10 protein-coding genes are annotated in these 11,838 nt (G+C 65.6%); 4 read left to right on the top strand and 6 right to left on the bottom strand.

Annotated features, from left to right (window positions below; all coding sequences use genetic code 11):
- The coding region (locus tag ACPCXD_RS22015) for a BtpA/SgcQ family protein (RefSeq protein ID WP_423661149.1) at positions 1-538 on the top strand (538 nt) is incomplete at its 5' end.
- A 214-nt stretch (positions 539-752) separates the two neighbouring features.
- Here ACPCXD_RS22015 and ACPCXD_RS22010 read toward each other — a convergent pair.
- The 4 genes from ACPCXD_RS22010 to ACPCXD_RS21995 form a co-directional block, all read right to left on the bottom strand.
- The gene (locus ACPCXD_RS22010; protein WP_423661148.1) at positions 753-3,257 is read right to left on the bottom strand and encodes a hypothetical protein; all 2,505 of its coding nucleotides are present in this window, start codon (positions 3,255-3,257) and stop codon (positions 753-755) included.
- Positions 3,258-3,286: 29 nt separating this feature from the next.
- Complete coding sequence (locus tag ACPCXD_RS22005; RefSeq protein WP_423661147.1) at positions 3,287-3,625, bottom strand: helix-turn-helix domain-containing protein; 339 nt, start codon at positions 3,623-3,625, stop codon at positions 3,287-3,289.
- Positions 3,622-4,740, bottom strand: a complete 1,119-nt coding sequence (locus ACPCXD_RS22000; RefSeq protein ID WP_423661146.1) for a tyrosine-type recombinase/integrase — start codon at positions 4,738-4,740, stop codon at positions 3,622-3,624. Before ACPCXD_RS22000 ends, ACPCXD_RS22005 begins: the two co-directional genes overlap by 4 nt.
- 108 nt (positions 4,741-4,848) lie before the next feature.
- Positions 4,849-5,535, bottom strand: coding sequence for an ATP-dependent DNA ligase (locus ACPCXD_RS21995; protein WP_423661145.1), 687 nt, complete (start codon positions 5,533-5,535; stop codon positions 4,849-4,851).
- 105 nt (positions 5,536-5,640) lie between these two features.
- Here ACPCXD_RS21995 and ACPCXD_RS21990 point away from each other — a divergent pair, with 105 nt between their 5' ends.
- Both ACPCXD_RS21990 and ACPCXD_RS21985 read left to right on the top strand, forming a co-directional pair.
- On the top strand, positions 5,641-6,576 hold the full coding sequence (locus ACPCXD_RS21990; RefSeq protein WP_160875476.1) for a formylglycine-generating enzyme family protein: 936 nt from the start codon (positions 5,641-5,643) through the stop codon (positions 6,574-6,576).
- An 89-nt stretch (positions 6,577-6,665) separates the two neighbouring features.
- A complete protein-coding gene (locus ACPCXD_RS21985) occupies positions 6,666-8,993 on the top strand; it encodes an arylsulfatase (RefSeq protein ID WP_160875474.1) in 2,328 nt (775 codons plus the stop codon).
- A 63-nt stretch (positions 8,994-9,056) separates the two neighbouring features.
- On the opposite strand, the gene ACPCXD_RS21980 is transcribed toward ACPCXD_RS21985, so the two are convergent.
- Both ACPCXD_RS21980 and ACPCXD_RS21975 read right to left on the bottom strand, forming a co-directional pair.
- Entirely contained in the window at positions 9,057-9,887 is an 831-nt protein-coding gene (locus ACPCXD_RS21980) for an aldo/keto reductase (RefSeq protein WP_145692189.1), read from the bottom strand.
- Between the two features lie 39 nt (positions 9,888-9,926).
- Complete coding sequence (locus ACPCXD_RS21975; protein ID WP_423661144.1) at positions 9,927-11,153, bottom strand: MFS transporter; 1,227 nt, start codon at positions 11,151-11,153, stop codon at positions 9,927-9,929.
- Positions 11,154-11,316: 163 nt separating this feature from the next.
- Here ACPCXD_RS21975 and ACPCXD_RS21970 point away from each other — a divergent pair, with 163 nt between their 5' ends.
- Complete coding sequence (locus ACPCXD_RS21970) at positions 11,317-11,808, top strand: MarR family winged helix-turn-helix transcriptional regulator (RefSeq protein ID WP_088899205.1); 492 nt, start codon at positions 11,317-11,319, stop codon at positions 11,806-11,808.
- Positions 11,809-11,838 lie beyond the last annotated feature (30 nt).

Here is an 11,838-nt window from a genome sequence, read left to right as displayed (position 1 = left end):
CGTCCACCGGCTGCACCCGCGACTCTTTCTCGGCGCCAACTTTATTCGCCGCTCTGCGGCCGAGGCTCTGGATATTCTCGCCGCGCCATTTTCTGAGGGAATCCCACTGGATGCCATCTGGGCAGACAATGCTGGAGTTGATCTCGCTGGCGGCGACCATGCCTATCGAGCGCTACAGGCTGCCCGGGCACGCACGGACTGGAAAGGACTGCATTTCGGAGGGATTGCGTTCAAGTACCAGACGCCGGTGTTGGATGCGGATCTCCCGCGTTTGGCTGAGCTCGCGAGAGTCTTCGTCGACGTTCCAACTACCTCAGGTCCAGGAACGGGGCAAGCCGCTGCGATCGGTAAGCTGATTGCTATCCGCGCTGGGCTCGACGATCACCCGGTTGCACTTGCCAGTGGAGTCACCGTCGAGAACATCGCGAGCTTTCGTGGCCTCGTCGACCACATCCTTGTCTCGACGGGCATCAACAACGACGTCGACCAGATCGATGAGGCCAAACTCGATGCCTTGCTACAAGGGGCTGCTGGCTGACGGGTGGCGGGCTTGTACGGGTTCTCCTTCTTGGCTAGGAGGCAGTGTGGCCGACAATGTTCCGCTGCAGATAGTGCTGGTTGGATCCAGCCACTGCAGCATGCTGGCCGGAGGATCTGAACCCGACGATCTCTCGGCTCTCGATCTCTTCCCTCCGCCTCTGCTGTATGGCGGATTCCACTGCGCGAAAGCTATTACGTTCCAACTTGTTTAATCAGTTTGGCCGGGTACGCGTTCCGCGGCGGATTAAATTGGAGGCGTAGGTATCGGCGCTGGTGGAGGCCAGTGCGCTCCAGCGGGTTGCGCCGGTGATGGAGAGTCCGAGCAGGTCGCTGAGCACCTTGGTCGGCATTGCCGATGCGTTGTTCATCAGTGCAGTGTTTCGGGCCGTGCGGACGGAGATGTCGATGGCTTGTAGTCGCTTGGCAAGCGCGGCAGGGTGCATGGGCTGGGCGGGTAGCCCGCCGGGAAACAACCAGTTGTGGTTATCGGTGTGGCCGAGAGATGCCTTTCCGCGGCGGGTGGCGACCAGGTCGAGAACCAGGTTGTCCAGTGGTGTCGGTAGCTCGATCGGGCACTGACCGAGGGCCAGGCTGACACGCTCGCCGTGATGGGTAACGTCGTCGGTGCGTAGGCGTGCGATCTTGCTCGCGTTCTGGCCGTAGAGAAGGACGAGGAGTCCGGCGACACGGTCTGCCACGGTGATGGTCCCGTCGTGGAGGAGTCGGCGTGTCAGCTGCCACCGCGTGCTTTCACTGTCGTAAACGATGCGGGTTTCGCTGCTCGGTGCCACAGGGATCTCTACTGCACCTGTGTGACCGCGATTTGCGCACCAGGCGAGGAACAGTCGTGCGCGGTAGGGCATGCGTCCGCCCTGCATGCACCAGTGGTCGATGTCTGCTTGCGTGCACGTTTGGAGAGTACGGTCCCGCATGCGCAGCCAGCTGAGTAGCTTTACCGCACTCTTGATCTCACTTCGTATGCTCGCGGCAGCATGCGGTGTTGTCGGGGTTGTGGCCCTGCGGAGGCGCCGCAGGTGCGTCCAGGTCAGGTAGCCGCGTAGTGCTCGGCGTTCGCCGGGATCGTCGACCTCCCCGAGTTTGTCGTCGAACCAACGTTCCAGATCGCTGAGGTGGCGGTCGTAGTCGGGCAGGACGCTGTTGGCGACCAGTACTTGACGCAGGTGACGGGCGGGACCTGTCGGTTCGAGTTTGTCGAGGGTCTGGTGGGTCACGGGCCCCTCGCCGGTGGCAAGCATCGCCAGCATCGTTCTGATGGTGCTTCGGTGCAGCCAGTTCAGGAGAGTCGCAGGATTGCTGGAGGCCAGTGCCTGGCGGACCGTCATCAGTTCGGGACGGATATTGCCGTCGGGTGCGGACAAGGCAGCGTCGAGTGCACGTGGTGCCGCGCAGTTGTCGCATAGTCCGTGGTGTCGCAGGCGGTCGACTGTGGCGCATTCGGAGCAGGCTCGGAAGTAGGTGGGTTCGGTTTTGATGCAGGTCCAGCACACCGGGGCGCCGAGGACGCGTCCCTCGACTGGGCGTCGGCGCCCGCATCGGTAGCAGGGTTCGCGCCGTCTGGCGCAGTTGCCGCACAACGCGTTGCCGTCGGCGTCCCGCCCTGCAATGGGATGGACCTTCCCGCATCGGACGCACTGCGCGGACCTCGCGCGGTGGGCACAGTTAAGGCACCGCGGTGTGAGCGTGTGGGCGCTGGTGCACGGCTTGTAGAGGCCGCAGAGCGAACAGACCGCCGACGGTGTCGTGCGGCACGAGAAGCACACCGCGAGCTCCCCTTGGTGTGTGGCGACCGCAGTGAATTGCCCACAGGAAGAACAGATTTCCTTGTTGGTCTCCTCCTGGAGTGAGCACGCCCAGCACAGTGGTTCCCCTGCGTGGGTGCGCGTGGAGACGGGCTTGACCACATTGCACCCCACGCACTGCGTGGCCCGAGCAGCTTGATAGCAGGAATGGCAGCATGCGCGCCCCTCGCGGCGGGCTTTGAGCGGGCGGATCATCGTGCAGAACGGACAGCTCGGTGTGATGAGGCTGGTGACGCCGTGCGCGGTGAGCGCAGCTATGAGTCGCCGAATGGCGAGCGGTCCGTCGGCGGCCTCGCCGGTCAGTAGGGTGGGACGGTCTTGGAGGTCCCAGGCAATCCGCCGGCGCCGGGCAGCCTGCCGAACTGTTCTCGCGATGACAGTGCGGATCTGATCGCGGTCGGAATCGGAACTGACCGCCAGGATTAGGTCGCAGATGACCTCCAGGTGGTCGACGCCGGGACCGGGCGGGCACTGTCCGCACCGGGGTTGGCCGTGACGGTCGTAGAAGCGCGGCGTGACCTCGCGACCGCACACCGCACATGGACGGGGCGCGAAGCTTCCGAGTGCCTTGTTGTGGCAGGTGACGCAGATTCGAAGCCCATCGCCATTGCGGGCCCGCATGGCCCGTGCCGGTTTGCCGCAACCGGAACAGCACGGCTGAACCACGCCCGCCGCGCCGCGATCGCGGAGCGTGCGGATCAGGCGATCGACCATCGGTGGCCCCTCGGTCCGGCCCGAAGTGAGCAGCGACGGATTGCTTTCGAGCGCTTTGGCCAACTTGCGTCGTCCCGCTCGGGTGGTCGTGACTTCCCGGACTGCCGCTGCGACGATTTCCGGGTCCATTTCGGGATCGACCCGTCCGACGACCTCGACGATCACCGCGATGGGATCGGTCATGCACTTCGCTGAGGCACCTCCGTCAGTAGTCACTGTTCGTCGCGGACAATCCTGGCACGTTTGGGTCGCATCGGCCCCAGCCCGCTGTCGGTGTTCGATTCCCCGGCGGCTTTCCGTTTTCGCGGCTGCTGTCGGGTGGCGACGGGTTCGATGAGTTCCTCCATCGTGCACCCGAGGATGTCGACGAGGGCGACAAGGGTTTTCAGGCTCAATCGCTCGGGGGTGTCGACGACGAGGCGGTAGACCTGACTGTCGGACAGGTGTATGCCACGCTCGGTCAGCTTCGGGCGTAGGTGAGTGGTCAGGTACATTTCCTGGCGGGCCATCAGCTCGCGTAGGTTCCACCGGTAGTCCAGTTTGGCGGTCATCGAGCCTCCGTGTCTTCGATCTCGAACGCCTTGGTCAGCGCCCTGTTCATCATCGTGTTCATGAAGTCGCCACTGACGCCGGTGTAGATCGCAGTAGTCGACGCGAAACGGTGGCCGACCTGTTCTTGCACGAACCTGGCGTCCACACCGTCCTCGATCTGATGGGTGACGTGACTGTGGCGCAAGCAGTGCGGCACCAACGCCGAGTCCATGTTCAATGCGGTGCGGTAGTCGGCGAAACGCTGCTGGATGTGGCGAGGCGTGACCCGGCCTCCCCGCTCGGTCAGCCACAACGCCGGATGATCGCCGAGGTCGTACCGGGGGCGGACGTTGTCGAGGTAGTCCTCGACAACGTCGACGATCCACGGCATCACCGTATGCACTGTGCGCCGCTTGGGTGGGCTGCCCTTGGATGCCTTGCCCCATCGCACCTCGAGCTTGCCGAACCGGCCAAGCTCCGGAGCCTGCGGATTGCGGTACCAATCCGACACGTCCAGCTTCGAGGCCTCGCGGCACCGCAGTCCGTACGCATAGATCACCTTGAACAATGTCGCGTCACGGTAGGCGGACAGGGCGCCCTTGCGTTGTCGCCGGACCGCGACGTCGACCTGGTCGTCGGCGTAGTCGAAGAACCTCTGCAACTCATACCGGGTCATCGGTCGCCGGTCCGGATTGCCTTCGTAGTCCACCAGATGCGCAAGTGTGTTCCACTCCTGGCAGATCTGGACCGGATGAGTCCCAAATCTCTTCTCACACTCGGCAACCCAGTGATACTCCGGCCGCGTCAGATAGTCACAGAACGCCTTCACCGCGTACTGGTAGTTGCGAATCGTGGACCTCACCCGGTGGCGTTGACTCACGAGTTCAAGCATCCACTCGTCCAGGTGCTGCGCGGTCCAGTGCCACGGGTACTCGTTCGTGTAGTCGAGAAATCGTTGAACCACCCCGCGACGATCACGCACCGTGGCCGGCCGCAAACCCCTGCCGCCAACCTGCTGTGCTTCCCATCCCTGCAACATCGCCTTCAGAATGGCATCCTCCGAGCGTAGCAATGCCACGCCATCGACCAACTCCAACCGCGCCGATCCCGGCGGCTCACCGTTCAACGAAGCCATCTGTCCCCCCCTCGTTTGGTGGTCGAATCATGCAATAGATGCGTGTTTCTTGGCAAGGGCGCAGGTCACCAAGCGTCTTTATGGACGAGCGGCCATGCCCTATGATCGTCAGCTACAGGGGTTTTCGGAGCGGGGTTCGTGCATTGGATGCAATTCTTCGCGTAGGAGCCACCCGACGACGACCACCTCGGTGTTCCGACGCAGCGGCGTCTTGATCCAGCCGTCGCTGCGGGTCCCGGGTAGATACGGTGCGTCCGGGTCCTTGGCGACGATCCCTTCGAGGCCGTGTTCGCGCGCGACCGTGAGCATGGTCGGTGCGTCGACATCGGTCCAGTAGGGCGACAGTTGAACCCGAGGTCCGGGGACGATCAGATCGTCGAGGACGGCCCGGCGCTCCAGATAGGACAACTCCGTCGTGGACTCTCCGTCGAGAGCGAGGACGTCGAACAGGTAGATCAGCACCGGTAGCTCGGCGCGTAGCTCCTCGGTGGGACGGTGGACGTGCATGCGGCGCTGCAACCGGGCGAAGGACGGCCGACCCTCGGAATCGAGGGTGACGATCTCACCGTCGACGATGCAGTCCCGGCCGCCCGTCGCGGTGGTGAGCGGGTGGGGGAGTTCGGGGAAGCTCCGGGTGATGTCGTTGCCGGTGCGGCTGGTCAGCCGGCACTGTCCGTCGGTTACCGTGGCGAGGGTGCGCTGGCCGTCCCATTTCATCTCGAACGCCCAGTTCCCGGTCGGCGGCGGACCGAGGGTCGCCAGCATCGGGGACAGTTCCGTCGTCGTGGAGGGCATGTCCCGAGTCTGCGGTACGGGGCCGGGACGGGACCGGTGAATGCGCGGTCTCGTCGCGTCGGTGCGTCCCTCGCGCCCCGACCCGGGCCGTGCGAGGCTGACGTCATGACGCGCGCTGCGACACAGAACATGACTCTCATCGCCGGAGGCACGTTCTGGATGGGGTCGGAGGATTTCTATCCGGAGGAGCGACCGGTCCACCAGGTGACGGTCGACGGGTTCTGGATGGACACGCACCCGGTGACCGTCGCCGAGTTCCGGCGCTTCGTGAAGGACACCGGATACGTCACCACCGCGGAGGTCGCGCCCGACCCCGCCGATTATCCCGGCGCCGATCCGTCCCTGCTCGTGCCCGGCTCGCTCGTGTTCACGCCTCCCCCGGGGCCGGTACCGCTCGATGACTACACGAGGTGGTGGTCGTTCGTCCCGGGTGCGGACTGGCGTCATCCCGAAGGGCCGGGGAGCACCGTCGGCGGGCGGGAACTCCATCCCGTCACCCACGTGTCGTGGTTCGATGCCCGCGCCTACGCCGAGTGGGCCGGCAAGGAACTGCCGACCGAGGCCGAATGGGAGTTCGCCGCCCGCGGCGGACTCGACCGCAAGGCCTTCACATGGGGCGACGAGCACGAACCGAAGGGCCGGCCCGGCGGGAACGTCTGGCAGGGCGAATTCCCGTGGCAGAACCTCGAAACGGACGGATTCGCCGGAACCTCACCTGTCGGACACTTCCGGCCGAACGGGTACGGTCTCCACGACATGGCGGGCAACGTGTGGGAGTGGACCGCCGACTACTACACCGCGAACCATGCTTCGAGCGGCAAGAACGTCGCGCCGGCGTCGTCGTGTTGCATCCCGACGAATCCCCGCGTGGACACGGCCGAACACGATCCGCGCGAAGCGTATCCGCGCCGCGTCATCAAGGGCGGATCGCATCTGTGTGCCCCGAATTACTGTCTGCGGTACCGACCCGCGGCCCGCCAGGGTGACACCGAGGAGACCGCGACGTGCCATATCGGATTCCGCTGCATCATTCGCCCGTGAGAAGGCAGGTTTCACCCTGGTCAGGGGTGTATGCGGCCCGATACCGGTGGTGTACTGGGAACGGATGGGGGTGAAAAGAGGCATCCACCATGAGCCAGGATCTGCGTCCGGATCCGATCCCGGGCGGAGAAACTCTGCCGTTCCCACCGGTGCCGTCGGGAAGCATCGCAGGACGGACCATGCAGGAATCGGTCTACAGCCCACGCGCACAACACCGTCGCCTTCCCGACGACGCCCCGAACATCCTGGTCGTCCTCATCGACGACGCGGGCCCCGGTCTGCCGAGCGCATTCGGTGGCGAGGTGAGCACACCCACCCTCGACCGCCTGCTCGACGAAGGCATCAGCTACAACCGCTTCCACACCACGGCGATGTGCTCGCCGACCCGCGCATCGTTGTTGACCGGACGCAACCATCACCGTGTCGGAAACGGGCAGATCGCCGAACTCGCCAACGACTGGGACGGCTATTCCGGGCACATCCCGAAATCGAGCGCCACCGGAGCCGAGGTGCTGCGCCACTACGGTTACACCACAGCGGCTTTCGGCAAGTGGCACAACACTCCTGCGGAGGAGACCACCGCAGCGGGTCCCTTCGACAACTGGCCCACCGGAGTCGGTTTCGACTACTTCTACGGTTTCCTCGCCGGCGAGGCGTCGCAGTACGAGCCGAACCTCGTCCGCAACACCACCGTCGTCCTGCCCCCGAAGACTCCCGAGGAGGGCTACCACCTCAGTGAGGACCTCGCCGACGACGCGATCGGCTGGTTGCGCCGCCACAAGGCGCTCGATCCGTCCCGGCCGTTCTTCATGTACTGGGCCAGCGGGTGTCTGCACGGGCCGCACCACATCATGAAGCCGTGGGCCGACCGGTATGCGGGCAAGTTCGACGACGGATGGGACGCTTATCGCGAGCGCGTGTTCGAGCGGGCCAAGGAGAAGGGCTGGATCCCACCGGATGCCGAACTCACCGAGCGGCACCCCACCATGACGGCCTGGGACGACATCCCCGACGACGAGAAGCCCTTCCAGCGACGCCTCATGGAGGTCGCGGCCGGATACGCCGAACACTGCGACGTGCAGGTGGGGCGGTTGTTCGACGAACTCGACCGGCTGGGCTACCGCGAGAACACCCTGGTCTTCTACATCTGGGGCGACAACGGGTCGTCCGGTGAGGGCCAGAACGGCACCATCAGCGAACTGCTCGCGCAGAACGGGATCCCCACGACCACGGCCCAGCACATCGCGGCCCTCGACGAACTCGGCGGACTCGACGTTCTCGGCTCCCCGAAGACGGACAACATGTATCACGCAGGCTGGGCGTGGGCGGGCAGCACGCCCTACAAGGGCATGAAACTTCTCGCGTCCCATCTCGGGGGAACCCGCAATCCCATGGTGGTGCGCTGGCCCGCGCGCATCACGCCGGATCGCACCCCCCGGACCCAATTCCTGCACTGCAACGACCTGGTGCCGACCTTCTACGAGCTGCTGGGCATCACCCCGCCGCGGACCGTCAACGGGATTCCGCAGGATCCGATCGACGGCGCTGGTTTCGCCCGGACGTTCGTGGACCGTGACGCGCCGGCGGGCAAGCTCACCCAGTACTTCGAGGTCATGGGCAGCCGAGCGATCTACCACGACGGATGGATGGCGTCGGCCTTCGGACCCCGCGCACCGTGGCTGCCCGGCCTGCCCGGCGGAATCCGCGATTGGAGCCCGGACGACGACACCTGGGAGCTCTACAACCTCGACGAGGACTGGACGCAGAGCCGCGACCTCGCCGAGCAGTACCCCGAGAAACTGGCACAGATGCGGGAGATCTTCGCGATCGAAGCGGCCAAGAACAACGCCCTTCCCATCGGTGGGGGCCTCTGGGTCGCGGCGATCCATCCGGAACAACGCATCACCACGCCGTACACGAGTTGGGATTTCACCGGCGAGGTCACCCGTATGCCTGAATTCTGCGCTCCCGCACTGGGAAACAAGAACAACCGGGTCTGTATCGAGGTGACCTTCCCGGAGCGGGCGCACGGCGTCCTGTATGCGTTGGGTGCCAACGGTGGTGGTCTGACGTGCTTCGCGGACGACGGCTATCTCTGCTACGAGTACAACCTGTTCATCCTGATGCGGACGAAGATGCGTTCGGCGAGCCGCGTCGCGCCCGGACACCACCTCGTCGAGGTGGTCACCAAGTACGCCGAAGCGCGCCCCGGTGGTCCGTTGAACGTCCTGATGTCCGTCGACGGGCAGTCGGTGGGGGAGACCGTCGTGCCGGTCAGTGCGCCGTTGCTGTTCACGGCGAACGACTGCCTGGATATCGGCACCTGCCTGGGGTCACCTGTCTCGCTCGACTACTTCGACCGGGCACCGTTCCCGTTCGACGGGAGCATCGACAGGATGACCGTCGAATACACCTGAACGCAGCTCTTCGAGTGCCTTACCGGCTCCGGGCGGTGGATCCGCCCGGAGCCGCGAGGTCTGTCAGTTGAACTGGTCCGGATGGGGTCCGGTGCGCAGATCGCGGTCGGCGCCGGCGATGGTGGACATGTCCTCGTCGGTCAGTTCGAAGTCGAAGACCTCGAAGTTCTCCCGGATCCGGGACGGCGTGACCGACTTCGGGATGACGACGTTGCCGAGCTGCAGATGCCAGCGCAGCACCACCTGGGCCGGCGACTTGCCGGTGCGTCCGGCGATCGACGTGATCGCCTCGTCGTCCAGCACGGCGCCCTGGGCGAGCGGGCTCCACGCCTCGGTGGCGATGCCGTGCTCGGCGTGGAAGGCGCGCAGTTCGCTCTGCTGCAGACCGGGATGCAGTTCGATCTGGTTGATCGTCGGGGCGAGCGAGCTGCCGTCCAGCAATCGCTGAAGGTGGGCGGGCTGGAAGTTCGACACGCCCGCGGCGCGGAGGCGTCCTTCCTCGACGAGGCGTTCGAGGGCACGCCAGGTATCGGCGTAGAGGTCGCGGGCCGGGGTCGGCCAGTGGATCAGGTAGAGGTCGAGACGATCGAGGCCGAGCGCGGCGAGGCTGGTGTCGAAGGCGCGGAGGGTGGCGTCGTAACCCTGATCGGAGTTCCACACCTTCGTCGTGATGAACAGTTCGTCGCGGGACAGTCCGGAGTCCGCCAGCGCGCGGCCGACGCCGGCTTCGTTGCCGTAGATCGCGGCGGTGTCGATGTGGCGGTAGCCGGTCTCGAGTGCCGCGCTGACGGCCGCGGTGGTCTCGTCCTCGGGGATCTGGAAGACGCCGAAGCCGAGCTGGGGGATCTCGACGCCGTTGTTCAGGGTGACGGTAGGGATCGTGGACGATGTCACGAGATGGTGCTCCTTCGGGGGTGTTCGCGTAGTTCGGGATCACAGTCGGACGGGGTCGACGGCAGCACGGGAGGTGCTGTGGAGGTCGGGTTCTGTGAATGTGTGAGTTGCGTTGGCGTGATCGTCCTTTCGCTGTAGTCGGTGGGACAGGACCGCCGGGATCAGAGCGGACGCGGCCAGGACGGCCCCGACGGCGTTGGGTGCCGTGTACCCGAATCCGGCGGATATCACCATGCCGCCGAGCCAGGCGGCCAGGGCGTTGCCGAGATTGAAGGCACCGATGTTGGCAGCGGACGCCAGGGTCGGGGCGCCGTGCGCATGGTCGAGGACGTGCTTCTGCAGGGGTGGGACGGTCGCGAAACCGAGAGCGCCGATCAGGAAGACCGCCGCGACGGACACCGTCTTGGCGGAGGCCAGGAAGGTGAACAGGCCGAGCACCACGGCCAGGCCGGCCAGGGCGGTGTAGAGCATCGGCATGAGATTGCGGTCGGCGAAATGTCCACCGACGAGGTTGCCGACCACCATGCCGGTTCCGAACACGGCCATCAGCCAGGGGACGGAGGACTCGGCGAAACCGCCGACATCGGTCAGGATCGGTGCGATGTAGGTGATCGCGGCGAACACGCCCCCGAAGCCGAGGACCGTCATGGTCATGGCCAGCACGACCTGGACGTTCTTGAACGCCGCGATCTCGTGACGCAGCCGGACGCCCTCGGGTCGGGGGACGTCGGGAACGAGCTTCGCGACGCCCGCGAGGCCGACGACGCCGAGCGCGGCGACGATCAGGAACGTCGCGCGCCAGCCCGCGGTGTGGCCGACGAAGGTGCCCAGCGGCACGCCGACGACATTGGCCACCGCCAGTCCGGTGAACATCAGGGAGATGGCAGCGGCTTTCTTCTGCGGTGCCACCAGGTCGGCGGCGACGACCGAGCCGATGCCGAAGAACGCTCCGTGGGCGAGGGAGGCGACGACGCGGCCGATCAACATGACGGCGAAGGTGGGTGCGAGGGCAGAGACGGCATTGCCCAGGACGAACAGGCCCATGAGCAGCATCAACATGTTCTTGCGGGAGATCCTGGTGCCGAGCGCCGTCATGATCGGGGCACCGATCATGACGCCGAGGGCGTAGCCGGTGACGAGATATCCGGCTGTGGGGATCGAGACTCCGAGATCCGATCCGACCTGGGGGAGCAGCCCCATGATGACGAATTCGGTGGTGCCGATTCCGAAGGCGCCGATGGCCAGGGCCAGCAGAGCGAGTGGCATGAGAACGATCCTTCGATCGAGAAGAGACGCAGACGCGCTTTACTGGCGTCAACAATAATTGCAGACGCCGACTAATTGCAAGCGCGGGTATAGTGAGCGATGTGACAACGCCGGCACACCGCCCGCGTCACCTGTTTCGTACGAGCCGACCGAGGAGCCGACCATGACCGCCACGGACCCGTCGATGACCGCGCTGGCCAACAGCTGGTCGGCGCTGTCGCTCCTGCACGGGCGGATCGAGAACCGGATCGAGAGCGCCCTGCAGTCCGGCCACGGGTTGAGCGTGCGCGAGTATTCACTGCTGGACGTGCTCAACCGTCAGCACGACGGGGAGGGCGGGCACCTGCAGATGCGCCAGGTCGCCGACGCCGTGGTCCTCAGTCAGAGTGCGACGACGCGGCTGGTCACGCGGCTCGAGGATCGCGGGTTGCTTGCGCGCTATCTATGTCCCACCGATCGCCGCGGCATCTACACCGACGTCACCGACGCCGGCCGGCGCCTGCTCGACGAGGCCCGGCCCACCCACAACACCGCCCTGCGGGAGGCGCTCGACGAGGCCGCGGCCGAACCTGTCCTGGCGCCACTGGTCGACGCCATCCGGCAGTTGCAGGACGATGATCGGACGGATGCCGCCGGGGGCCCGGCACCACGCTGAACGGGGGCGATCTCGCGCGACGTCCTCCGC

The sequence above is a fragment of the Rhodococcus sp. AB351 genome (genome assembly GCF_049538275.1).
Taxonomy (GTDB): Bacteria; Actinomycetota; Actinomycetes; order Mycobacteriales; family Mycobacteriaceae; genus Rhodococcus.
The sequence above is the reverse complement of the archived record's forward strand: the minus strand, read 5'-3'. Positions and strand labels throughout refer to the sequence as shown.